Origin of the sequence: Streptomyces sp. NPDC002994 (genome assembly GCF_040611155.1) — a bacterium.
Classification (GTDB): domain Bacteria; phylum Actinomycetota; class Actinomycetes; order Streptomycetales; family Streptomycetaceae; genus Streptomyces.
Map to the genome: position 1 here is coordinate 22,968 of NZ_JBEXNQ010000030.1, position 21,691 is coordinate 44,658.

The window sequence follows — 21,691 nt, forward strand, 5'->3', positions numbered from 1 at the left end:
CGTCGGCCGCAAGCTGCGTGAGCTTGCGGCCCCTCGTCTCCGTCTCGAAGTCACTGGTCGCCGACCGGGGGCTGTCGGGCCAGGAACTCTCGGAATGCCGCTGCCTGCTTGGGGTCCATGAAACCCTGGCGCGTGTGCATTGATTTGTCCTCCAGCCACGCCGCCTCGTCGGCGGTCAGCTGTACGGCCACCACCATCCTGCCCCGGGCGAAGCTCACGCGCCTGCCATCGGCGCGCACGTACCGGGTGTACGGTCCGTACTCCTGCGGGTTGGCTAACGGCTCGACCCGTAGCCGGCCGACGTCCCACGTCGTCTCGTTCGCGTCCTCCTCCTCTTCCTGCGGTATCGGTGCGGGGGCGGGGTAGTCGGCGCGGGCCCAGTGCTCCAGCTCGGCCACCACGCCCGCCGGGAACAACACACTCATCGGCACGTCGGCCTCGGTGAGCACGACGCGTTCGCCGGTGGACTCGACCAGCGAGACGAGGCGGTCGTAGTCGATCGGGTCCGGAGCGTACCGCCGCTCAACAACGATCTTCACATCATCCATAGAGCTGCACGCTATCTGTTGAGTCTCGGCCCAAGGGAGCCGAGTTACAGTCCTGTGTTCGGCTCCGGATGCCCGGGCCGGCGCCGGCTGCGGGACTGGAACGAGGCCGGGGTGTGGCAGCGGCTGCATGAAGTGCTGCTGGCCGAGCTGAACGCCGCGGCGAAGCTGGTCAGGTCCCGGGGGGTGGTGGTCGATCCCAGCCATGTGCGCGCCCTAAAGAAGGCTCCACCATGCTCTGGCTCCGGAGCCTCAACTGGTGAGCGTGCTGCGCGAACTGCAGCACGCAGACCGGCGCGCCGCACTGCACATCTGACGCCGACGCCCCCCGCAGCAGGGTGGTACGTCCATGAGAACGGCTTCTGGGTCAACTTCCGTAACTCGCGTACGGAGTGTGACGACTGCTGCCGAGCGGATGGGCTGGTTCACGGCGCATGGACCGGCAGTCTCTCCTTGCGCTCTCTCGGCTGCTGCTTGCTCAGGAGTTGTTCAGCTGCGTCGATAACTTCTTTGTTCAGTCATCCAGGATGAGCGCGCTCGAGACGAGTGGCTGCAGGTCTTTTGGATAGTTGAGGGTCATGGGCGACTTCGGCCCAGATGAGATGGGTGCCGGTAGCGGGATCGAGAGATCCGTCCACGCTCTGTCCAGCGATCCAGTAGGCCATGGCCCACTTCGCGGCCAGGGGGCCGGCTGGCGGTTGGAAGAGGAGCCCGAGCTCCTTCAAGCCCTGGTCGAAGAGAGCTGGTGCTTCCAGTTGTTCGCTCCGCAAGAGGCCGGCCAGCATGGCGAGCGAAGGGCTCTAATCACCAGGATCCGGACGCCCCGGTGAATCAGTCCTCCCGGGCCAACTCCCTTGCCCTGGGGTCAGGTCATCGGGTCGTGGGCGTCGTACGGTTCGTGGGTGGGTACCTGACCGGGGCGGCGCCGCTGCCGGTTGCCGGTGAGCGCGACGACCCGGTGGACCGGAACGGCCATGGGCGGGTGATCCCCGGTGGGGGAGAACCCCAAGCGGCCGGTGTCAGGGTCGAAGTACGTCACCGTGCCGTACAAGCGGTGCAGCACCGCCTCGGGCCGGGGCCCGCACTCGACGTCCAGGCACAGGGTCCAGCCCTTCAGCCAGTGGATGGGCAGCGATTCCATCTCCCCAGCCGCGCTACCGCCCTGGTCGTCGTCGGGTACTCAGCTGTACTTGCCGACGACCAGGGCGTTGTGGATGTCGATCGAACCCGGTTCGCTCTGCGCCCCGGCCCGCGCCGAACGCCGGGCGCTGCGCCGCGCCTCGCGGGCTTTGGGCACCAGGGGCGTGGGCTGCGCGCCCGTACCGTCCTGTTCGGCGTCCGCGGCCAAGTAGGAGTAGGCGGCCGCGCAGGAGGTCCAGGACGTCCTGCGCGACGGGGCTGGAGCCCGGGGGAAGGTCCTGTAGCTGCGCCGGCGCGCGCCGAACGGCACGACGGGACTGTGCTGCTCGTACTGGGCCAGGTAGGCCAGCTCCGCATCCCGCTCCCGGGTCAGCGGCCTGCCGGTCACCAGCAGCTACTGCTGCCTGGCATCCCCGCCGGCGGCTGACGCCTCAAGCGCTTCCTCCAGCCTGTCGCAGCAGTCCACGACGTATCGCTGCCACTGGTGCTGGAACTCCGCATCCGCCCACCGTGCGGGCGAGGAGAAATCCCCGGCCGCCACGATGGCCGGCTCCGGCAGCGCCGTCGCATCACACACCCGCACCCCATCCCACTGGGCTTCCAGTGCCCGCAGGGCCGCCGTACGCGCCTGTGCCGCCCCACCGCCCTGGTCCCGGACGGTGCTCCAGGCCCGCCGAATCGCCGCCCACGCATCGAACGGCTCCGCCCACCGGGACAGCTCCACCGCGGCCGCCAACTGCAGGCCCTGCCGGCGCACCTGCCCGTCGGTGGCCACCGCGTCGCACGCCCCACTGACCGAGGTGGCCTCGATCGCTGCAGGAGCCTTTGTCCGCCAGGTGGCCGGCGCCGCCTCCGACCGCCGCAACACCCCTGCCCACGCCTGCACCATCTGCCGCGCGGCAGGACCGAACACTTGGTCCCCGAGTACGCCTCCAGCCGCTCCCGGATGGCCGCGTCGCGGTGCCGGGCGGCGTACCACAGCACCTGCGCGTAGCCACTCCAGGACCGCGGACCCGGCTTGACCTCCTCCAGCTTCCGCACTTGTTGATCGGCCGCGACCATCTCGGCCGACGCGCGCCACAACGCCTCCTCGCCCGGTGCTACATCCACCACACCGGCACAGTGGCGGCACACCTGTTCCCCGACATCGAGCAGCACCATGGGGCTCCCCGTCAGATGCTCCGCGTAGAGGCAATGCGCCCGCCACCCCGGCGCCTGCGCGGGCCCATGCCACTTGCCGCCGCCAGCACGTCCCAACGCCACGGTGGTCTCCCCGAGCGGCCCGATGTCCACCCCGGCGCGCACCACGTCCTGCTCCTGCAGTACCGGAAGTCTCCGCTCACATCACACGATTGCCCCAGCCCTCCACACCGTCGCCTGCCCGGTCACTGTGGCGCAGTTGCACCGACCGGCATGCCTGCTTGGCCGTGATGTCCACCAGCCGGGGCACCCAAGTCCTGAAACGCACAAACAGGGGTCGGGCACATCAGGCACCCTGGCGCACCAGTCGAGGGAATCTGGCACAACTCGACGCACGAGCCGCCCGGGAAAGGCAGGCTGTCCCCACGGGCACGCCGGCCTTCCCGCAGATCGCTGTCCGCACCGTCTCCCTCGCTACATCACCGGAGTCCGTGTGACCTCGACCGAAGCCGCCGTCGGGCCCGGCGTCCGTACGATGCCGGCACCGCTGAACATGGTCGGCTCACCTACACCCACCACGAGGACTGGTACAGCGACGAAGACGAAGGCCCCGCTTCTGGAACGTCTCCGCCGACATCTACGCCCACGAAGGTCGCGGAACGATCGAGCGCGTCGGCGACTTCGAGTTTGTCCGTATCGGCTCCTTCGAGACCCGCGACATGTTCGGCGTCCTCGTCGGGTACGACGGCGACCTGGGCCTGATGGCCGAAACCTCCTCGACCCGTACGCCGGCGATGTCCGGGACGACCTCGACGAGTTCACCGAGCCGATCGACTCCAGCATGCTGACTGCTGACTCTCGCTCTGGTGCGCTGGTGTCGAAGCAGTTCGGTCTCCGCCTGGATGCGGACTGAGCTGGACCTCTGGCGGCGCGGGGTGAGAAACCTGCAGACGAACGCTTGAGAAGGCCCAGCTCGCCAGGCGGATAGTCAGCAAGCGGGCCGTGCACAGTGTGTCTCGGGCGGGCCGGCCGGGGCGGACGCGGGCGCCGTCTGGGTTACGAGAACCCCCCGCGGGGCTTCGCGGGGTGACCTCACGGCTTGGGGGCGGTGGGACTGGGGGTCTGGGGGCAGGCCTCCCGAGTCCTCACCCTCGGGCCAGTGCCCGAGCCGTGGAATGGAGGCTTGGCGGGTCGTTCTGAACTCTGCTGCGGGCCGTGGTCCTCCGTCGTGGCCGTAATTTCGTCTGCTGGGCGGGGGCGTGGGGTGGCTGTCAATGGTGCCTGCAACGATGGTTCGCATGACCAGCACAAGCGACACCGCAACTCAGGCCGCAGACATAGCGGAAGGGCTCTTCACCCCCTCGGTGGGCACGGGTGCGGAGCCTGTCTCCGTCCTGGCCTACCCGGCCGGAGCGGATCGCCTCGCCCGCCGCGAGGCCTTCCGTCCCGTGTACGAGGCGATCTGCGTCCAATTGCCGCAGCAACGCGGCAAGTGCCTGCGATCGGGACGGCAGAGGCTGCTCCGGATGTCGAAGACCGTAACCGCCCTCCGACCGCGCCGAGATCCCCGCCCAGCCTCAAGTGATGCCTAAACAGTAGTGGTTGTCCAGCGAACGTCCCGTACCTGTGCCTGCGAGGCACACTGGGGTGTGGTCGCGCCTGCTGGTCGTATCTGCCGACGGGCCGGCCTTCGCCCTGGTCAGCGCACCTTGGTCGGAGTACATGATCAGACGAAGGCCGCTTCAGCGTCTGGCGAATGCCTAATTCAGTGACCCAGTCCGAAGTGGCGAGCGACCACAGAACTAGGTCTTTGGTGCCGGTCTGCCTGGGCCCGCGGTCCGATTCGCCGCGCCCCCGACAACAGCTAGCGTCCCACCATGCGTATAGGACTACTTGGCACCGGCAATGTCGCCCGAGCACTGGCCCACGGCTGGAGCGCCGCAGGACACGACGTGCTCCTCGGTTCGCGTCAGCCCAAGGACCGGACAGACCTTGGTCTCCCCGTAGCGAGCCTGAACGAAACAGCCGCCCACGCGGAGGTACTCGTCAACGCCACTCCGGGGACCGTCTCCGTGGAACTGCTGCACTCCATCGGGGCACCGGCCCTGGCCGGCACCCTGCTGATCGATGTCGGGGTCGGCCTCTCCGACGACTTCACCGAGCTCTCGCACCCCAACAGCAGCCTGGGGGAACAGATTCAGGAAGCCTTCCCCCTGACCCCCGTCGTCAAGACGCTGTGCACCATGGACTCCACCGTCATGATCGCCCCGGACGGTCTCGTCGGCCCGAGCACGGTCTTCCTCTCCGGCAACGACGCCGAAGCCAAACGGGCCACCGGCCGGCTGCTCACCGACCTCGGCTGGCCCCCGTCGTCTCAACTGGACATCGGCAACATCACCACCGCACGAGGACAGGAGCACTTCGCCCTGCTCTTCATGGGCATCGCGGGCGGTCTGGGGGCTCACACGTTCAACATCAACGTGGTCACCCGCCCCTCTGCTCAGAGTCCGCAGTCCATGTGATTCCGGCTGGTGGATCACAGTGGGGTGATACGCCGTCATGAACTGCTCGACACGGAACGGGACTTCGTCCGTCAGCTGCTGCCCACGTCGTTGCGGGGCCGCAAGCGGCTGGACGACCGGACGGTCCTCAACGGGATTTTGTGGAAGTTCCGTACAGGGGTGGCCTGGCCAGACGTGCCCGAGCGGTACGGCTCGTGGGCCACCCCGCACACGTGTTTCCGTCGTTGGGCGAAGGATGGGATCTTCACCCGCGTGCTCCGGGCCACCCAGGTGAAGAGGACGCGGCAGGCGACATCGACTGGCCGGCCTCTGTCGACTCCACCCTCGCGCGGGCCCACCAGCACGCCGCCGGAGCCCGATAAGGGGGCGTCGCCGGGCTCTCTGCAGCGTCCAGGGCGCCCTCCAGATTGAGGAGCGGTGCTTCCTTCGGCGCTTCCTCGCAGTCCGGCGCGTGCAGAACGGCCGCCGGGCCGCGGCAGGACCTTGCGGACCACGGCCTGCGGAGAGGGCTGCAGGCGCTCGGTGGCGACTTGGTCGTAGTCGACGCCGTCGACCGGTCGTACGTGGTCGGGGGCGCACACGCGCACCCGATACTCGGCCGCCTCCACACTGCCGTCCTACTGATGAAGGTGCATCCGCACCGTGCGGCTATTCGGTGGGGCCGTGGGTGCTCGGCAGGCGTGCACGAGCGGGGAGTTTCAGTTGGTGGCTTGGGGTTGGGCCGGGCTGAGGTAGTGCATGGCGGTCTGTGCGGCGTGCAGGTCGAACAGTCCCCGCAGCTCCTCGGCTGCCGTCTTGAGGAGGTGGCCGTCGCGGGTTGCGTGGAGGGTTTCGAGGACGAAGACGACGTGGGTGGAGTCCTCGGTGACGCGGGTGCGGTGGGCGTCGCGGTGGTTCCAGTGGCGGGTGAGGACGCTTGTGGTGTCGGCGTAGATGATCTCGCCGGGCTTGGGGTGCTCGATGGTGTCGGGTTCACCGAGCGGGGTGAACTCCTCGGTTCCGTCGGCATGACGGATGTCGATGTCGCCGGTGACGTGGTCGAGGTCGAAGGCGCCGGCGGGCAGGCCGTGGCGGACGGAGACGGCGTTGTAGGTGTCGACGGCCGGATTGATGCGCGGCAGGGTGCCCTTCTTGGCGAGGCGGCGGCCGAGCGCGTCGACGCTGGGGCGGATGCGGCGGGGGTTGGTGCCGAAGGAGCGGTAGGCGGTGTGCCACGCCTCGATGCGGGGGTCGGTCTCGTCAGCGGGCCGCCAGGTGCCATCGGCGAGCTGCCGCTCCAGTTCCTCCAGGGCGGCGGTGGTGTGGGGCCAGGGTTCACGGCCGCGCAGGCAGGTGGCGGTGACCAGGGCGATGAGCGTGTCAGGGAAGGCGTCCGCGACGGCGGGGGCGATGCGGAAGACGGTCATGGGAGGGGTTATCCGTTCCTGCGTGCGTGCGTGCGTACGTACGTGGGCGGGGATCAGGGCTTCCAGGGGCCGATGCGGTCCAGGCGGCGGCGCTGCTGCTGCGCGGCGGGGAGGTCGAGGTCCTGGCCGCGTTCAGCGAGGTGTTCGGAGACGGCGGTGCGGTGTTCGACGGGCTTGTGGTCGTCGTACTTGAACTTGGCCCGCACGTCGGTGACTTCCAGGCGCAGGCCGCGGATGCCGGGCAGCATCCGCCCGTAGGGGGGCTGGTCGACAGTGACGGGGGCGTGGTCGCCGTCCGGCTGGAAGTGGGCGAGCTGGCGGCGCAGCAGCTCGGCCTTGGCCTCGGGGTCGTCGACGATGTGGGCGCGGCTGGTGAACTGGACGGCGGTGTAGTAGCTGGTGGGGACGCCGTCGGTGGGCAGGGTGTCGGGCTTGGCGCGCCAGGGGCCGGGGATGAAGGCGTAGTCGCCGAAGACGGTGAACAGTACGTTCGGGTCGTGCTCGATCGCCTTCCAGACGGGGTTGGGGCGGGCGAGGTGGATCAGGAGGTGGCCGGGGTCGCTGGTGAAGTGGGTGGGGACGGCGACGGGTGCCTGGCCGGGCAGGCCGTTGACGCTCAGGAGGCCGAAGTCGTGGCCTTCGGCGATCCAGGTCTGCCATTCGGCTTCGTCCAGGTCGGCGTCCCAGGGCTGGATGAACATGCTGGTCTCCTTGCAGTGGTGCGCGGTAGTGAGGGGGTGGTCAGGTGAGGGCGAGGAGGCTGACGGCGACGGCGGCGGTGCCCAGGCCGACGAGCTGGCCGCGGTGGATGCGTTCCGCGAGCACACTGCGGGCGAGCAGCACGGTGCCGGCCGGGTAGAGGGCGGTGATCACCGCAACGACGGCGAGATCCCCGCTGCGTGCGGCGAGCAGGAACAGCAGGTTCGCCACCGAATCCAGGACGCCCGCGGCGGCCGCCATCGCGTACGCGGGCTTCTCGGAGCCCAGCTTGCGGTACATCACCCCTGCGGCGGCCAGGGTGACGGCCGAGGAGACCGTCCGGCCCACGATCAATGGGGCCACGCCACTGTCGGACGGCGCCTGGTGCAGGAAGATCAGCTGCAGGGCGATCGCGGCGCCCGCGCCGAGGGCCAGCAGCAGCGCGGTACGGGACGGGCGGGCCGATCCGGCGCCGTGTCCGGCGCTGACCAGTACGACTGCGGCCAGGGCGAGCGGCAGGCCCACGAGCCCGGCCATGCCCAGGTGCTCGCCCTGGAGCAGGCCCACGCCCACGGGGAGCATGGCGGAGACCAGGGCGGTGACGGGCGAGAGCACGTTCATCGGGCCGATCGCCAGGGTGCGGTAGAGCAGCGCGAACGCGGCGGCCGAGGCGACCCCGGAGGCGGCGCCCCAGCCGAGGGTGGCGGCGCTGAAGGAGGCGCCGAGGGAGGGCCACAGCAGCAGCTCCACCGCGAGCGAGGCCGGGGCCGCGATCATCACGGTGCGCAGTACATGAGCCTTGCGGGCGCCGAGGCCGCCGAGGAAGTCGGCGCATCCGTAAGCGAGAGAGCTTCCCAGGGCCAGCAGCAGAGCGATCACGGTACGTACATCCCTTACTCTTTCATTAGAACGACTAAACCGTACAATGAACCGACCGGTATGTGTCAACAGAACGACCGGACGGTGCATCGAAGTGGTCCACTCGCGAGGAGAGTGATCAGATGGCCGAGACAGAGGAAGCTCTGCGGACGCTCGCACACAACGTCAGGACGGCCCGCAACCGCGCCGGCCTGTCCCTGGACGAACTCGGCCGGCGCGCCAAGGTCAGCAAGGGTGCTTTGGTCGGACTGGAGAAGGCTCAGGGCAACCCGAACTTCGCCACCCTGGTTCGGCTGGCCGACACCCTCGGCGTCTCCGTCTCCGCCCTGATGGAAGGCCCGGCCGAAGGCCGCGTCCGTGTCGTGACCGCCGACGCCGTGATGCCCCTGTGGGCTGGAACGCAGGGCAGCGAGGCACGGCTCATGCTGACGACCTCCGGCCCAGCGCCGGTCGAGGTCTGGCGCTGGAAACTGCAACCGGGCGAGGAATACCCCAGCCACCCCCACCAGGCCGGAGTCGTCGAAACCGTCAGTGTCACCTCCGGCCGGATGACCCTGATTGTCGACGGCACCGAACACGCCGTCGAAGCAGGACAGACCGCCACCTTTGACGGCGACGCCTCCCACACTTACCGCGGCTCCGGAACCGAAACCTGCGACCTGATCATGACTGTCCACCTGCCGCCCGGCCCCGTCTCCGCGACGTGACCTGCACAGTTGGGGAGCCGAGGGTGACGGCACCGTCATGCTCGGGCCGGGGGTCCAGCTGTCGTTAACGCATGTCGGATTAAGGTGCAATTTCACTCAAAGCGGCCCCACTTCGTCTGCCGCGAGACCGGCACCGGCACCAGCTCGCGCCCGGCAACGTCATCGGAGGGCGTATCCACGGCCCCCGTGAACAAGCCACCCGCCGGGCCTTCCACCGGCCGACCCTGGGCAAGCCCAAGGCGAGCGTGGGCAAGCCGCCCCGAACGGCGGCTTGGCCGCCCCCGCCGGGTCTCGCTGCGGTGGTGGCGGCCCCTGCCGCGCATCCCGGCCGGACCAGCGAGGAGGAGGGGGCCGTGCGCAGCTTCGAGGTGGAAGAGACGGTCGTACGGCGCGACGTGCACCGCTCCGGCGGTGTGGAGTGAACAAGCGCTGCGGGTCGTCGACGACACGAGTGCGGCTCTGGTGACCGCGTGCGCGCCGGAGGCGGACGCTCGCTGGCCCTCCCTGTACGCCAAGGCACGGGCCGCCGGAGAGCGGTCGGTGCGCACCGAGGCGTTCGACGCGATGGCGATGGCGATGGCGATGGGGGAGTGGGAACTGGCGCCCAGTGGGTGGCAGGAGACCGAGCTGCTCGCTGTGGAAGCCGCCGACCGCGTGGTTCAGCATCAACGCCGCGTCAGGTGGGCTGTGGCCGCTTTCGGTATCTCCCGCGGCCGCGACGCCGCCGAGGAGGAGGGGGCAGGCCACAGCGTCTGCGCCTCAACACCGGCAATCCCGCGCTCTTCGGCTTCGAGGCACCCGAGGAGATCCTGCAGGACATCATCCGCACTCCCCCCGGCGCATGGCTACAGCGATTCGCGCGGTATCTTGTCCGCCCGCCGGGCGGTGGCCGCGCATTATCAGGAGCGCGGTCTGCCGGATGTCGGCGAGGACGACGTCTTCCTCGGCAACGGCGTCTCCAAGCTCATCCAGATGTCGGTCCAGGCGCTGCTCGACGGCGGCGACGAAGTCCTCATTCCGGCCCCGGACTTCCCGCTGTGGACGGCGGTCACCAACCTCGCCGGCGGCAAGGCCGTGCACCACATCCGCGACGAGTCCGCCGACTGGTTTCCCGACCTCGACGACATGGCCGCGAAGATCACCGACCGCACCAAGGCCGTCGTCATCATCAACCCAACAATCCCACCGGCGCGGTCTATCCGCGCGAACTCCTCGAAGGCATCCTGGACCTCGCCCGCCGCCACGCCTCATGGTCTTCGCCGACGAGGTCGACGACAAGATCCTCTACGACGAATCCGTCCACCACACCGCCGCGGCCCTCGCCCCGACGTCCTCTCCTGACCTTCAGCGGCCTGTCAGAGGCCTACCGCGTCGCCGGTTTCCGCAGCGGCTGGCTCGTCGTCTCCAGCCCCAGGCAGCACGCCAAGAACTACCTCGAAGACCTGGTCACCCTCGCTTCCATGCGGCTGTGCGCCGACGTCCCAGCCCCGCACGCCATCCAGGCCGCACTCAGCGGCCGCCAGAGCAGCAAGGACCTCGTCCTGCCCGGCAGCAGGCTCCACGAGCAGCGAGACATGGCCTGGGAGAAGCTCAACGAGATCCCCGGCGTCTCCTGCGTCAAGCCCAAGGGCGCCTTGTACGCCTTCCCGCGCCTGGACCTCAAGGTCCATCCGACCCACGACGATGAGAAGTTCGTCCTCGACCTGCTGTCGCGGGAGAAGACCCAGGTGGTCCAGGGCACCGGCTTCAACAGGCCCCGCCCGACCACTTCCAACGCCGCCCTCCGCCCGGCCGACACCCTCACCGTCACCATGCTCGACCGCCTCGACCGCCTCGACCGCCTCGACCGCCTCGACCGCCTCGACCGCCTCGGCCCAACATGGTCGAGCTCATCACCAGCGCGCAGGACCTGGCAGAGCGCGGCCACCGCCTGGAGATCCGCACAGGCCCCTCGCGGGCACCTACGACCCGGACGGCGTGGGCAAGGTCCTCTTCGTTGTCTTCGCCGCGATGGCTGAGGTGGAGCGGGAGTTCATCCACGAGCGGACCCTCGTCGGCTTGGACACCGACGCGGCGAACGGCAAGCACGGCGACCGTCGGCGGCGACATGCTCGCCGTCGCGCTGTGGCGCCGCGACGCCAAGGAGTCGGTCACCGCCATCGCCGTGCACCTCGGCATCGGCCGCTCCACCCCGCACCGCACCTTCGCCGCGTACGACGAAGCCGTCGCCACTGGCCGCGAGTCCGACAGCCCCACCACGCGATGAGGAACGCCATGGACGGCGACCCCGCCAGCGGCGGGTGAATTATTCGGTTGCGGGGATGTCCGGGGACCTTCAAGCTTCTTCTCATTGCGTCGGTGCCCGTTCCGGGGCCCGGCGCTGTGTTTCGAGGTGATGACGTATCTCCCAGGCCAAGTAGCCGCTCGTTCTGAGGCGCTCTTTCCGGTTGTCCGCCATGGCGGGCTTCTGAGGTATGCCTCGACGGCGGTGTTCCAGATGGCCTGGGCCCGTTGCACCCTGCTTTTCCCTGTTGCGCTGTAGGCGTGCGGGGGCACGTCCAGGCCTGCCCCTGCCCCCTTTTCCTTCTGTACGCGAACAGGAATCTTCCTCGTGTCAACCGACACCCATCCCCACGGCCGTCCACGCCCCGCTGGGGCCGGCCGTGCTGCCACGATCACCCTGGTCGTGGTGCTGATCGCCGAGCTGATGAACGCGCTCGACGGCTCGATCGTGCACACCGCACTGCCGTCGATCCAGGCGGACACCGGTGCTACCAGCGCCGCGGTGCAGTGGATCCCCGCCGCCTACACACTCACCTTCGCCCTCGCCCTGATCACGGGCGGGCGCCTGGGTGACCTCTTCGGGCGCAAGCGGGTCTTCATCGCCGGTACCGCCCTGTTCACGCTGGCGTCGCTGCTGTGCGGGATCGCGACCGGGCCGGCGCCGATGCTCACCGTCGGCTTCGGCCTCGGGATGATCGGCGCTCCTCTCGCCGACCTCACCCTCGGCAAGGTCGCCCACCACCACGCAGGATCGGCCTCCGGCCTCTTCAACACCGCCACCCAGCTCGGCATCGCGCTCGGCACCGCCCTGACCACCGTCATTTTCTTCACCCACATCAGCGCCGGTACCCGCGGCCCCGCCGTGAGCACCGCCTTCACCAACAGCCTCTGGTACGTCGTCGGCACACTGATCACGATGTGGGCGCTGATGCTCCTGCTTCCCAAACCGACCCGCACCAGCTGACGTGCGAGGGGCGACGGTGACCCCGTACCGTCGCCCCTCGGCCTCCGTCGAGAACGTCACTGACGAAACCCTGCGCCGCACCGCCGCACTGACATCTACTCTGCACGCACGCACGCGGAGGCCGCAGGGGAGAGGCACAGCGCCATCGGCCACCACTACGAGGAACTGCTGGCGCGGGGCATCGTCAGCGAAGTCGAGTCGTCCTTGGGGATGTGATCCGCCCCATCGCCGGACCCCGCAACGCCCCCGAACCTGGGTCACTGGGTCCTGGGTCCGGCGTTTCCCCTGGTCGACGCGGAACGATCAGGTAGCTGGGCCCCGGGCCCGCCGCTCGTACCGACGGATGCGCCCGGAGTGGTCCCGAGCCCCCGCGCCCAGCGATACCGTGGTGAGACACGCCAGTTCTGCCCTCTGGAGCCCTCCATGAGCGAACAGCCGACCCCCGCCGACACCGCCCCCCGGCAGCAGCTGGAGCCCGCGGCCGCCGACGCGGTGCGCGCGTACGCGGCCAAGACCCGCGCCGACGCCGACCGGTTCGCCGCCGTCCTGGAGGACATCGCCACCAACGGCCTGCCCGCCGTGGAGGACTGCACGCCCTGGGAGGAGCTGCGCGAGGCCCACCTCGCCCGCCTCGCTGCTGAGCGCCCGGCCGTCGCCTGATGGCCCCGCAGCGCGGCCTGCGCCGCGCCCGGATCGCCTTCTCAGACTCCGCCGCGAAGCAGCTGGAGAACATCACCAGCGAGGCGGAGATCCACGCCGTGGATCGCGCCCTGGTCGTCGTCTCCGTCGACCCGGACGTCGGTGAGCCGATCTCCGGCGACCGCGCCGGCCCCCAGCTGCGCCAGTACGCCGATGAAGTCGAGCGCGTACGGCTCCTGTACTTCGTCACCGCGCTGCGCACCGTCGTGGTCGTCGCGTACATCGAGGTCTAGCCCGCGAAGGAGCCGAGGTGCCGACCGTCGTCCAGCGGCTGTGCGCCCACCGCGAACTCAGCGCGCTCCGCAGCGTGCCGGAGTGTCCCTTCAAAGTGACCACTCTCCACGGGGGACCTCCTGCTGAACCCGGGACGGGCGCGGCCTGGCTTGAGTTCCTGTGCCCTGTGCACTCCGACGAGCTTCCCTCGTGGCCCGTGCCGAGCCCCATGCCGACAACGGCTCGCTCCCGCGCGGCACTGTGCTGGATTACCGGCCAGCTGAGCAGCTGCTCCAGTCGCACGCCGACCTGTGGCTGACGCCTCTGGCCGGGGTGCACCCAGAGACGTACGCCAGGCCGGCCGCATGCTGTGCGACCGCTTGGAGCGGGAGGCCGGCGGCGAGGACAGTCCGCTGCACGGCATGGTGACGATGATGGGGTTGGCCTGTCGGTCGGCTGACGGGGACAACCTCAAGCAGGCCGCTGTAGCCCCGGGCTGCTGCGAGACGACCGCCCTGAACCTGTAGCCACGGCTGCTCGCTGCACCCGGCGACTGCCTGGCGCTGCTCCTGGTGCTGCTCGTCCTGCTGGTCCGCTGCACGGCGGGTCTCGCGTGTAGCGCAGCATTCGCACGACCCGGACGGCACACGGATGCTGCTCGTACAGCAGGCCGACCCCAGCCGGAGCAGCGGCGGACAGCTACTGCGCGCTGCACGGGAGCCTGCTTGGCTTTGTACGTGAGAAGCGAGCGACAGCAGATGTCGATGACGTTTTTTGTGGAGCGCACACTCTGCGTGACTATTGATCTTGTTGATGCCTCTGAGGAGGTCGCCCGAAAACAGCCGTCCACGACCATGTCGTGGCTGACGGTTCTGGGCCGTGAACGAGGTCATGCTCCGCTTGGAGGAACTGCTGTTCCTGTCCTCCCCAGAGATTGCGGTGGTGTCGGCGAAAGAACACGGCGAGGTGATCCGTTGGATCGCCGCAGTCCGCCCCGACGACTTGCCCAGCATGCACGCCTTCGTCAACGGCCGTGAATGTGATCTCGACGCTGTCATCGCGGGACTTACCTTGCCCTGGAACTCAGGAATAGTGGAAGGCCATGCCAACCGAATCAAAATGATCAAGCGTCAAATGTACGGCAGAGCTGGCTTTCCCCTCCTCCGGAAACGCGTCCTCTTGGTGTGAAGGCCTGTGTGCCGAGGCACGGTAGCTGTCACCGACTCGGCCCGCCGTTTATCAACAGCGGGGCGATCAGCCGAATCCCTGCCAGTGGCCACGCGAAGTCACGTGCTGCAGCGAGTCGTCATGCGTGGCGACGCTTGGGTCTCGGCGGCGGTCCGTAGGCCAAGGCGAGAGCATTGCGTACTGCAACGCGTCCGGCCGCTTGGAAGGCTCTGGGGTGGGAGTCCACTTCGTGGACATGCATGCTGCGCAGCACAACCACTACCGCCGCGGGTCCGGCGCTCAGCTCCGCCAACTCTTCGCGGATGCCCCTGCCGAGGGCAGTTTGGTACGTGGCTAGCTCTGTTTGGCTGATGGATCCGTGAGCAGTCATGTGGGCGGCCACCTTGAACACGATTCCCTCCTCCCATGGCTCGAAGTCCACGGTGACCTCCGCAAAATCGGAGGGACAGCTCCTCTGACGTGCATATACAGCCCGGACACCCCGGATAGGGTGGGGAGGGAAGGTTCTGGCCTCGGAGTCCACGTGACCACGGTAATCCGAGAGATGGCAGATGAGGGCCCTCGCCCTGCCTCTTGCTGACCGTTGTGGTGGCAACATGACTGCCTTCGGCTCAGCGTGCACGGCGTGATCGACCACAGAAATTGATCCAGAACCCGAAGTCATCGACATTCGATGCTGCTTCTCATGTACGTAGCACCTGCTGCTTGCGCCAAGCACGGCTCGGCGGGCAGCAGCACGACGCTGCCCTCCCGCCCCGGCGGCTGCGTAACACCGCAGTTCTGCGATGTTACGCGCGAGATCTATGCACGGCTGCTGCATGCAACGTCCGTCCCCACGCTGCTCACCCGCGCATTTCCCCTTCCTGGAATGGTGTACCCGTTCGCGGAAGCAGTCGCCGGTTGTTCTAGAGGACCAGAACAACACGGTTCCCCTAGCTTGATCTTTAACGTCCGCCGTCGAATGGCGAGTCGAACTTGATCACTCGGTGCGGTAACCGGGGTACGCGGAAGCGGCCTTCGTCTGAACATGTGCTCCGACCAAGGAACACACACGTCCAGTACGAAGGCCGTGAGGATGAGGCTGCTGCATCACGATGCCCGGCAAGAGCTGTTGGCGGAACTGTCATGCTTCCGGGGGGAGTTCTTCTCCTGCCTCACCGCTCGTTCGGACGCGTTGTTCGAGCTGGATGATGCCGTTCTGTGCGGCGACGGGCCGGTGAGGACGCTGGCCGAACTGTCGCTGGTGGGTGAACACCGCCGGGGCCATGGCGGGCTCTACGCCGCCGTTGCTCATGGACGCATCGATGCCGACCGGCTGCGGCGGGCAGTGGCCGCGGTGCCACTGCCGCGGGCTGCCGATGGCCGGCTGGTCCTGGCCGTCGATGTCACCTGCTGGCTGCGGCCCGACGCACATACCCCGCCGGAACGCATCCTGTGCCACACCTACGGACGGGGCAAGAACCAGCACATCCCGGTCCCCGGCTGGCCGTACTCGATCGTCTGCGCTCTCGAACCAGGCCGCAGTTCATGGACCGCACCCCTGGATGCTCTTCGTCTGGCACCCGGGGATGACACTGCCACCGTCACCGCCCGACAACTGCGCGCTCTGCTTCAGCGATTGATCACCGTCGGTCAGTGGCAGAGGGGCGACCCGGAGATCCTCATCGTCGCGGACGTCGGATACGACGCACCCCGCCTGGCATTCCTGCTGGGAGACCTACCCGTGCAGGTGCTGGCCCGGATGCGCTCGGACCGCGTCTTACGCAGGGGCCGCCCCGCCCCGCCAACCCCACACCCTGGGCCGGCCGCCCCGGCACGGCGGCGAGTTCGTCTTCGGGCAGCCTGACACCTGGAGCATGCCGGACACCGAAACCGTCACTGAGACACGCCTCTACGGCATTGCCACCGCCCGCTCCTGGAACCGCCTCCACCCAAAGCTGACCTGCCGCTCTTCCTTGGCCGCAGCCGACGGCACCCTCCCGATCGTCGAGGGGACCGTGATCCGCCTGGACATCGACCACCTGCCCAGCGGAGCCACCCCCAAGCCGGTCTGGCTGTGGTGGTCCGCAACCGACCCGGCGTCGCCGACGTCGACCGTATTGGGCAGTCATACCTGCGGCGCTTCGACATCGAGCACACGGTCCGTCTCTTCAAGCAGACCCTCGGCTGGACCTGCCCCAAGATCCGCAACCCCGAGGGGGCGGACCGCTGGACCTGGCAGCCTCGTGATAGGAGTGCGTGGCGGGTCTAGATGGTCGTGTCTTGACCCAGCCCGTCAGCCTCTGAGGAGGCAGAAGGGGTGTCCAGCCGGATCGGTGAGGACTCGCCATTTGTCCTCAAGGGGCTGGTGATCCGGCTTGCCCGCGCCCAGCTCCAGCAGCTGGGCCTCGGCTTCGTCCAGGTCCTCCTCGACCTTGAAGCAGATGTGAAGCTGCTGGGGAATGGTTTGGTCAGGCCAGCTGGGAGCCCGGTAGTCGTCAACCCGTTGAAAGCCGATGAAGAGTCCGTCCTCACGGTTGAGGCCGGCGAAGTCGGCGTTCGACTTCGGGTGGCGTTCGAGGCCGGTGGCCTGCTGATAGAACGCCGCCAGGGCCAGTGGATCAGGGCAGTCGAGGGTTATCGCGCTCAACTTCATCTGCAGGGGCATGGAATCTCCGGGCCGCTCGGTGGACTTTCGCGATGCACACCCTAGAGGCGGCTGCCTGCGGTTGAGTTTGGTAGGGCGGCGGCAGCCGCAGACTCTCACTGAAGCGGTAGTGGTCTGACTGGTAGCCCACTGATCTACAGGTGTTGCCCCTAGCGCATTAAGCAAACGGGGCGTCCCGTATGATTAATAGCATGACGCTGCCCATCGCCCCGCGCGGGCGCCCCCGAGACGTTCGTGCCCATCAGGCGATCCTGACCGCCACGACAGAGCTCGTGACCGAAGTCGGCTACGCGGCCACCTCAATTGGAGCGGTGGCGGCTCGGGCCGGCGTCGGCAAGGACACCATCTACCGCCGATGGTCGGGCAAGGCCGAGTTGGTGTACGAGGCGGTCTTCACCGAGACCGAGGCGGCTCCGGCACCGGATACCGGCAGTCTGACCGGCGATCTGACCGCCCTGCTGGAGGCGCTCATCCAGGAGTTCTCCGCCCCGGCCGCCGCCGCTGCTCTGCCGGGCCTGCTGGCCGACTTTGCCGGGAGCCCGGGGTTGCAGGCCCGCATCCGCTCCGAGTTCCTGGCCCCGGCCAAGGACGGCCTGGTGGCCGTGTTCGAGCGAGCCGTCCAGCGCGGCGAGGCCGACCCCGGCCTACCGGTCGACCTGGTGCTGGACACGCTGGCTGGAGCCGTCTTCTTCCACGTCGGCCTGGTGGGCGAGCAGCCCAGCCGACAGCTGGCCACGCAACTGGCGGCCGTCGTGGGCCGCGGAATCGAGACCCGATGAACGCCTGGTTCCTCGCCGCCGGCATAACCGCCGGCGTGGTCGCCGCCATCCACGCCGTGGCGGGCGGTCGGGATGTCGTCCAGCCGCTGCTGGCCAGCAATCTTCCCGACGAACCTCGCCGCGTCCTGCACGCCGTCTGGCACATGGTCACGGCCGACCTGGTCCTGGCCGCCGCCGCACTGATCTGGCTGGCCCTGGGCAACCGCCCCGGCGGTGACACCATCGCCTGGCTTCTGGCCGCCCACTTCGTCGCCTACTCGGGCGTCTTTCTCGCTGTGTCTCTCGCGGCCGGCTGGTCGAAGCCACTGCTGCGCCTGCCGCAATGGATGCTGCTGTTGCCGGTGGCGGTGCTGGCGGCGGCTGGCGCAGCGTGAGCCCGCAGGGTGCAGCCTAGAAGGCATGACAAGCGCGCCCATCGTCGTGCACCGGCCCCTCTGCCCGCGGCGGCCGACGGGTGACGGCGCACCGGCATGGCCGTGATGAAACCCTGGGCACGGCCTACTCCGACCACGACCTGGTGATGTTCCGGGAAGCGGCTGGGGCGGACCAGCCGGACGCTGTCATGGATGACCCTCGCTGGGTGGAGTGGCGAGGTGGCCGCCCGCATCAGTGGGACGCCGCTTGACCAAGCCGAAGCCCCCGGTACGCCTCCGCGTGTCCGGGGGCTTGAGTCGTTGAGTGCCGCGCCATCAGTGGGCGGCGTCGTACTGCTCCATCAGCTCGGCCGGGATGCGGCCGCGGCTGCTGACCTCAATGCCCTGGCTCTGGGCCCACTCGCGGACCTTGGCCGCGTCGCCGTGACCGGTCTGTCCGCGCCTGGCCGTCCGACGCGCGGCCCCGCCGATTTTGCGGCCAGCCCCCATAAACGGCCCCAGAACATCCAGCAGCTTCTGGTAATTGTCCTGCCCGAGGTCGACCTCGTAGTTTACGCCGTCGACGCTAAAGGTGTGCGTGGCGACGTCTTCGCCCTCGGCTCCGGTGAGGTCATCGGTATAGATCGTTACGGTGCGCTGAACCATTGCAGTAGGCCCTTTCGTATGTGTGAAAAAGAGCCTACTCGCCATCTCGGCAACGTGTTACCGGTGGGGGATGCCTTCCACAGCGTCACGGGCCGCTCGCCTGCCGTTCCAGCTCCATGTAGCGCTTCAGTGGCACCGGCTCACAGCCGGGAATGGGGTATTCCCGGTGCTCATTTATCCCGGTCACATGTAGCAGGTCAAGACCTTGAAGTAGGCCCGCTCGGTCGCGGTGGTGGGCGCGGGGATGGCATGGCGCTTGGGGACGGGCCGGTTCGGCTGGTCGTCGACGGATGGGTTGGTCGGTGTCGCCGGTACAGTCGGCCCGGGGGAGTCCTCAGTCCCGCAAACTGCCCCACCCAGCAGTAGGGCGAGGCCGATAAGCGCGGTAGTGAGGAACGGAAAGAGCGGCCGATTTGGCATGACGACTCCTTGGGGGCATTAGCTTCATGGGTGCTCGTAAAGGCGGGTCGTCCTTAGCCGTATGGCCACGTTGTGGGCCTCGGAAGAGGTCCCATTCGTAACGAATAGAAGCGACTCGGCGGCCTGTTAGTTGGTAACAAGCAAAGGGACTTCCGGCTCCGGTTTATCCGCTCTACTGTTATGCGCCCGTCGCCTTAGGGGCGCTTCATGAAGTCATCGCAGATGGACCTGTACGCCGTGCTGGACATCTCGCCGGATGCCCCGCCAGCCATCATCCGGCGGGCATACCGGCAGCAGCTCCTGCGCCTCCACCCGGATCGCCGGCCTCAACCCGGCCTTCGAGACGCTGAGCGACGAGGCCAAGCGGCGGACGTATGACCTGGAACAACGAGCGCAGTGGCGAGCCGCTGGCAGCAACACGGCGGACCCACCCCCCTCAAACCACCGCCCGAGCCGGAGCCACCACCGCCATCACCATGCTCGACCCGGTTGAACCGGTGCACGAACCGCTCGTGCAGAGTATCCAGTTCGCTCGCCCACAACCTGACATTAGCAAGGTCCCCACCCATAACCAGAGCAACGACGAACCTGGCCACCAGTCATACAAAGAACCGTTGCAGCACTAGGCCCGCCGCTACGTGGCATGTGCCCAAGCCGGCGACGATTAGCGCCGCTCCATACAGTGGCGTGGCATGGCGACCGCCACCGCGTAGCTCAGAACTGGCGCGCACAGTCAGCGACATCCACGCGACGCTCATTGAGCTGTCCGGTCCCACCCGGCACCGAGCCGTGGTCCGGCAACCACAGGGTGGCGGCAGACGAGCCTTCGCAACAAGGGACGTTTCGCATCCCGTGGACGACGGGTACGAGGGACCTCAGTTCCAAACCACGGCCTTGGCTCCATACTGGTCGGGCCCCCGATCACCCACAGAACGGTTCCATGGCCAAGAACAGCAGCTCTTCGACCGTCGTCCCCGACACTGCGTGGCTGGGACGCGGGCGCCACCTCGGGCCCGCGCCCGAGCAGGACGTCCGGCGCAACCTGACCGCCCTCAAGGCGGCCGGGGTGCTGGACGACTTCCTGGATCTCGACCCCGTCGAGGCGGCCCGCTCCACCGTCCTGCACCCGCGTGACGAGTCCGCCGACCCCGGCCCGTCGGCCCGTCGCCTCTTCGAGGCCCGTTGGCGCGTGGCCGACGACATCACGGTGCGTGCGCAGTTGACCATGTACGACTCCGAGGCCTGCCGCAAGGAGGACGAGGGCATCACCTGGATCCTCGCCGCCGAGGCAGAGGTGACATGGGACCTGCGGTGGCCCTCGCCCGCCACCATGTTCTGGCCCGACAGCGACCGGGTCGCCTGGGATCACGACACGGTGCCGGGCGTGCGCCTGCGGGCGGTGAACCACCTGCCGAAGGACGACGATGAGCTGCGGCACCGGCTGCGGGACTGGTCCCGCAAGAGTTGGTTCATCCATGTCGTGGTGCACGAGGCGATGACGCCGGACGCGAGGGGGCAGCAGCCGGTCTCAAGGTTCCTGCCGCCGAGCCTGCGGCACCGGGTGATCGAGCACCGGGGCACACCGGAGCAGGCGCAGATCGCCGACTTTGCGTTGAAGCGGGAGTTGAACGTGCGGCTGCCGCGCGGCGGCGCCGTCGTCCTGCCCACGGAGCCGCGGAGTCCGGATTACGACGCGGAGCTTTTCACGGTGCGCAGTGTCTTCCTGGACGGCTCCGAACCGACTGAACTCCTGGACATCATCATGAAGTTCGCCGTGCTGCCGCGGCCGCTGCCCGACGATGCCGAGCGAGCCTTGACGCGACTGCGACAGGGCTGGCACCTGCTGACCCCGGACGAGGAGCTGGTCCACGCCCAGAGCATGGTCGTCAAGTACGCTGAGGCGCTCGATGCCATGACGAAGTCCTGTGACCTCTACCGGGAGGCGGCCGACGCGGCGCATGCCGCGCTGGCCGAGGTGACCGGCGGCGACGGTGTGCCCCGTCCGCCCGCACCAGGGCCGGTCAAGGCGGGCGGCTCACCGCTGAACGCCCTCACGAAGGCATTCGGCCGCTTCCGGGAGCCGAACACGTAGAGCGCGCCGATGTCATTCCTCCGCCCCGCTTCAGGGCCTCCCGCTAGGCGGTCTGCCGAACAGGGAGACGACGAAGGCTTTGGTCAGCCTGAAGAACGACTGGGACGGCCCGCCCTCCCGGCGTGCGCGGGGCCGACACTTCCTGACCAGGGAGTCTGGGCGCGGGGAGGGGTCTTTTCATTCAGCTGAGATGGAGAGTGAATGGCCCGGTGCCGACAGCTTCGATCCTCAGCCGTGGGATGCCCCCGGGGCACAACGAGAAGGTCGGCTCTGTACTGATCCGCTATGCGCATATCGCGGAGCCCAGGGGCAAGCCGTGGGAGCAGGGCGAGGACGCGCCAGCCTTAAG

The 21,691-nt window shown here is 68.4% G+C and carries 22 protein-coding genes and 5 pseudogenes; 18 read left to right on the plus strand and 9 right to left on the minus strand.

What is annotated here, in order from left to right:
- Positions 1 to 50: 50 nt before the first annotated feature.
- Positions 51 to 548, minus strand: coding sequence for a type II toxin-antitoxin system Phd/YefM family antitoxin (locus ABZX79_RS30890; protein ID WP_355264987.1), 498 nt, complete (start codon positions 546 to 548; stop codon positions 51 to 53).
- Positions 549 to 605: 57 nt separating this feature from the next.
- Here ABZX79_RS30890 and ABZX79_RS30895 point away from each other — a divergent pair.
- A pseudogene (locus ABZX79_RS30895) lies at positions 606 to 764 on the plus strand (IS5/IS1182 family transposase); the annotation flags it as partial.
- Positions 765 to 1,410: 646 nt separating this feature from the next.
- On the opposite strand, the gene ABZX79_RS30900 reads toward ABZX79_RS30895, so the two are convergent.
- From ABZX79_RS30900 to ABZX79_RS30910, 3 genes are read right to left on the minus strand one after another with little or no spacing between them, the layout of a single operon-like run.
- Positions 1,411 to 1,686, minus strand: coding sequence for a hypothetical protein (locus ABZX79_RS30900; RefSeq protein ID WP_355264990.1), 276 nt, complete (start codon positions 1,684 to 1,686; stop codon positions 1,411 to 1,413).
- A gap of 39 nt (positions 1,687 to 1,725) precedes the next feature.
- Positions 1,726 to 2,073, minus strand: a complete 348-nt coding sequence (locus ABZX79_RS30905; protein ID WP_355264993.1) for a hypothetical protein — start codon at positions 2,071 to 2,073, stop codon at positions 1,726 to 1,728.
- Between the two features lie 6 nt (positions 2,074 to 2,079).
- Positions 2,080 to 2,598 carry a hypothetical protein gene (locus ABZX79_RS30910; protein ID WP_355264995.1) on the minus strand — a complete coding sequence of 173 codons (519 nt, stop codon included), beginning with the start codon at positions 2,596 to 2,598 and terminating at the stop codon, positions 2,080 to 2,082.
- Between the two features lie 2,104 nt (positions 2,599 to 4,702).
- On the opposite strand from ABZX79_RS30910, the gene ABZX79_RS30915 reads away from it, so the two are divergent.
- Both ABZX79_RS30915 and ABZX79_RS30920 read left to right on the plus strand, forming a co-directional pair.
- Complete coding sequence (locus ABZX79_RS30915; protein ID WP_355264998.1) at positions 4,703 to 5,347, plus strand: NAD(P)-binding domain-containing protein; 645 nt, start codon at positions 4,703 to 4,705, stop codon at positions 5,345 to 5,347.
- A gap of 75 nt (positions 5,348 to 5,422) precedes the next feature.
- Positions 5,423 to 5,706 (plus strand): annotated as a pseudogene (locus tag ABZX79_RS30920) (transposase); the annotation flags it as partial.
- Positions 5,707 to 6,045: 339 nt separating this feature from the next.
- Here the strand turns inward: ABZX79_RS30920 and ABZX79_RS30925 are convergent.
- The 3 genes from ABZX79_RS30925 to ABZX79_RS30935 are packed head-to-tail and all read right to left on the minus strand — an operon-like array spanning position 6,046 to position 8,331.
- Positions 6,046 to 6,753, minus strand: coding sequence for a phenylalanine--tRNA ligase beta subunit-related protein (locus ABZX79_RS30925; protein ID WP_355265001.1), 708 nt, complete (start codon positions 6,751 to 6,753; stop codon positions 6,046 to 6,048).
- A gap of 53 nt (positions 6,754 to 6,806) precedes the next feature.
- Positions 6,807 to 7,454, minus strand: coding sequence for an FMN-binding negative transcriptional regulator (locus ABZX79_RS30930; protein WP_355265004.1), 648 nt, complete (start codon positions 7,452 to 7,454; stop codon positions 6,807 to 6,809).
- 40 nt (positions 7,455 to 7,494) lie between these two features.
- On the minus strand, positions 7,495 to 8,331 hold the full coding sequence (locus ABZX79_RS30935) for an EamA family transporter (protein WP_355265007.1): 837 nt from the start codon (positions 8,329 to 8,331) through the stop codon (positions 7,495 to 7,497).
- Positions 8,332 to 8,453: 122 nt separating this feature from the next.
- On the opposite strand from ABZX79_RS30935, the gene ABZX79_RS30940 reads away from it, so the two are divergent.
- From ABZX79_RS30940 to ABZX79_RS30985, 10 genes and pseudogenes are all read left to right on the plus strand, one after another.
- Positions 8,454 to 9,038 carry an XRE family transcriptional regulator gene (locus tag ABZX79_RS30940; RefSeq protein ID WP_355265010.1) on the plus strand — a complete coding sequence of 195 codons (585 nt, stop codon included), beginning with the start codon at positions 8,454 to 8,456 and terminating at the stop codon, positions 9,036 to 9,038.
- 245 nt (positions 9,039 to 9,283) lie between these two features.
- Complete coding sequence (locus ABZX79_RS30945) at positions 9,284 to 9,460, plus strand: hypothetical protein (protein WP_355265013.1); 177 nt, start codon at positions 9,284 to 9,286, stop codon at positions 9,458 to 9,460.
- Between the two features lie 160 nt (positions 9,461 to 9,620).
- Positions 9,621 to 11,056: pseudogene (locus tag ABZX79_RS30950) on the plus strand (aminotransferase class I/II-fold pyridoxal phosphate-dependent enzyme).
- A gap of 89 nt (positions 11,057 to 11,145) precedes the next feature.
- Positions 11,146 to 11,304, plus strand: coding sequence for a hypothetical protein (locus ABZX79_RS30955; RefSeq protein ID WP_355265016.1), 159 nt, complete (start codon positions 11,146 to 11,148; stop codon positions 11,302 to 11,304).
- Positions 11,305 to 11,649: 345 nt separating this feature from the next.
- The gene (locus ABZX79_RS30960) at positions 11,650 to 12,285 is read left to right on the plus strand and encodes an MFS transporter (RefSeq protein ID WP_355265018.1); all 636 of its coding nucleotides are present in this window, start codon (positions 11,650 to 11,652) and stop codon (positions 12,283 to 12,285) included.
- A 423-nt stretch (positions 12,286 to 12,708) separates the two neighbouring features.
- The gene (locus tag ABZX79_RS30965) at positions 12,709 to 12,945 is read left to right on the plus strand and encodes a hypothetical protein (protein WP_355265021.1); all 237 of its coding nucleotides are present in this window, start codon (positions 12,709 to 12,711) and stop codon (positions 12,943 to 12,945) included.
- On the plus strand, positions 12,945 to 13,217 hold the full coding sequence (locus ABZX79_RS30970; RefSeq protein ID WP_355265024.1) for a hypothetical protein: 273 nt from the start codon (positions 12,945 to 12,947) through the stop codon (positions 13,215 to 13,217). The genes ABZX79_RS30965 and ABZX79_RS30970 overlap by 1 nt, the downstream gene beginning before the upstream one ends.
- Before the next feature lie 291 nt (positions 13,218 to 13,508).
- Positions 13,509 to 13,724: a hypothetical protein gene (locus tag ABZX79_RS30975; protein ID WP_355265027.1), complete on the plus strand. Its 216-nt coding sequence runs from the start codon at positions 13,509 to 13,511 to the stop codon at positions 13,722 to 13,724.
- Positions 13,725 to 14,076: 352 nt separating this feature from the next.
- On the plus strand, positions 14,077 to 14,385 hold the full coding sequence (locus tag ABZX79_RS30980) for a hypothetical protein (RefSeq protein WP_355265179.1): 309 nt from the start codon (positions 14,077 to 14,079) through the stop codon (positions 14,383 to 14,385).
- Positions 14,386 to 15,460: 1,075 nt separating this feature from the next.
- Positions 15,461 to 16,603: pseudogene (locus ABZX79_RS30985) on the plus strand (transposase); the annotation flags it as partial.
- A 57-nt stretch (positions 16,604 to 16,660) separates the two neighbouring features.
- Here the strand turns inward: ABZX79_RS30985 and ABZX79_RS30990 are convergent.
- Positions 16,661 to 17,032, minus strand: a complete 372-nt coding sequence (locus ABZX79_RS30990) for a VOC family protein (RefSeq protein WP_355265030.1) — start codon at positions 17,030 to 17,032, stop codon at positions 16,661 to 16,663.
- Between the two features lie 191 nt (positions 17,033 to 17,223).
- On the opposite strand from ABZX79_RS30990, the gene ABZX79_RS30995 reads away from it, so the two are divergent.
- From ABZX79_RS30995 to ABZX79_RS31005, 3 genes and pseudogenes are all read left to right on the plus strand, one after another.
- Positions 17,224 to 17,811, plus strand: coding sequence for a TetR/AcrR family transcriptional regulator (locus ABZX79_RS30995; protein ID WP_355265033.1), 588 nt, complete (start codon positions 17,224 to 17,226; stop codon positions 17,809 to 17,811).
- On the plus strand, positions 17,808 to 18,185 hold the full coding sequence (locus ABZX79_RS31000; RefSeq protein WP_355265036.1) for a hypothetical protein: 378 nt from the start codon (positions 17,808 to 17,810) through the stop codon (positions 18,183 to 18,185). The genes ABZX79_RS30995 and ABZX79_RS31000 overlap by 4 nt, the downstream gene beginning before the upstream one ends.
- A gap of 25 nt (positions 18,186 to 18,210) precedes the next feature.
- A pseudogene (locus ABZX79_RS31005) lies at positions 18,211 to 18,436 on the plus strand (hypothetical protein).
- A gap of 64 nt (positions 18,437 to 18,500) precedes the next feature.
- Here ABZX79_RS31005 and ABZX79_RS31010 read toward each other — a convergent pair.
- On the minus strand, positions 18,501 to 18,830 hold the full coding sequence (locus tag ABZX79_RS31010; protein WP_355265038.1) for an Lsr2 family protein: 330 nt from the start codon (positions 18,828 to 18,830) through the stop codon (positions 18,501 to 18,503).
- 642 nt (positions 18,831 to 19,472) lie between these two features.
- Between ABZX79_RS31010 and ABZX79_RS31015 the strand changes: the two genes are divergently transcribed.
- Together ABZX79_RS31015 and ABZX79_RS31020 are read left to right on the plus strand one after the other, a co-directional pair.
- On the plus strand, positions 19,473 to 19,628 hold the full coding sequence (locus tag ABZX79_RS31015) for a J domain-containing protein (protein WP_355265155.1): 156 nt from the start codon (positions 19,473 to 19,475) through the stop codon (positions 19,626 to 19,628).
- A gap of 562 nt (positions 19,629 to 20,190) precedes the next feature.
- Positions 20,191 to 21,342 carry a hypothetical protein gene (locus tag ABZX79_RS31020; protein ID WP_355265041.1) on the plus strand — a complete coding sequence of 384 codons (1,152 nt, stop codon included), beginning with the start codon at positions 20,191 to 20,193 and terminating at the stop codon, positions 21,340 to 21,342.
- Positions 21,343 to 21,691 lie beyond the last annotated feature (349 nt).

Excerpts from the sequence above, each read along its gene's own strand:
- ABZX79_RS30890 (WP_355264987.1), bottom strand. The coding sequence starts at position 548 with ATGGATGATGTGAAGATCGTTGTTGAGCGGCGGTACGCTCCGGACCCG.
- ABZX79_RS30900 (WP_355264990.1), bottom strand. The coding sequence starts at position 1,686 with ATGGAATCGCTGCCCATCCACTGGCTGAAGGGCTGGACCCTGTGCCTG.
- ABZX79_RS30915 (WP_355264998.1), top strand. The coding sequence starts at position 4,703 with ATGCGTATAGGACTACTTGGCACCGGCAATGTCGCCCGAGCACTGGCC.
- ABZX79_RS30925 (WP_355265001.1), bottom strand. The coding sequence starts at position 6,753 with ATGACCGTCTTCCGCATCGCCCCCGCCGTCGCGGACGCCTTCCCTGAC.
- ABZX79_RS30930 (WP_355265004.1), bottom strand. The coding sequence starts at position 7,454 with ATGTTCATCCAGCCCTGGGACGCCGACCTGGACGAAGCCGAATGGCAG.
- ABZX79_RS30940 (WP_355265010.1), top strand. The coding sequence starts at position 8,454 with ATGGCCGAGACAGAGGAAGCTCTGCGGACGCTCGCACACAACGTCAGG.
- ABZX79_RS30955 (WP_355265016.1), top strand. The coding sequence starts at position 11,146 with ATGCTCGCCGTCGCGCTGTGGCGCCGCGACGCCAAGGAGTCGGTCACC.
- ABZX79_RS30965 (WP_355265021.1), top strand. The coding sequence starts at position 12,709 with ATGAGCGAACAGCCGACCCCCGCCGACACCGCCCCCCGGCAGCAGCTG.
- ABZX79_RS30970 (WP_355265024.1), top strand. The coding sequence starts at position 12,945 with ATGGCCCCGCAGCGCGGCCTGCGCCGCGCCCGGATCGCCTTCTCAGAC.
- ABZX79_RS30990 (WP_355265030.1), bottom strand. The coding sequence starts at position 17,032 with ATGCCCCTGCAGATGAAGTTGAGCGCGATAACCCTCGACTGCCCTGAT.
- ABZX79_RS30995 (WP_355265033.1), top strand. The coding sequence starts at position 17,224 with ATGACGCTGCCCATCGCCCCGCGCGGGCGCCCCCGAGACGTTCGTGCC.
- ABZX79_RS31000 (WP_355265036.1), top strand. The coding sequence starts at position 17,808 with ATGAACGCCTGGTTCCTCGCCGCCGGCATAACCGCCGGCGTGGTCGCC.
- ABZX79_RS31010 (WP_355265038.1), bottom strand. The coding sequence starts at position 18,830 with ATGGTTCAGCGCACCGTAACGATCTATACCGATGACCTCACCGGAGCC.
- ABZX79_RS31015 (WP_355265155.1), top strand. The coding sequence starts at position 19,473 with ATGGACCTGTACGCCGTGCTGGACATCTCGCCGGATGCCCCGCCAGCC.
- ABZX79_RS31020 (WP_355265041.1), top strand. The coding sequence starts at position 20,191 with ATGGCCAAGAACAGCAGCTCTTCGACCGTCGTCCCCGACACTGCGTGG.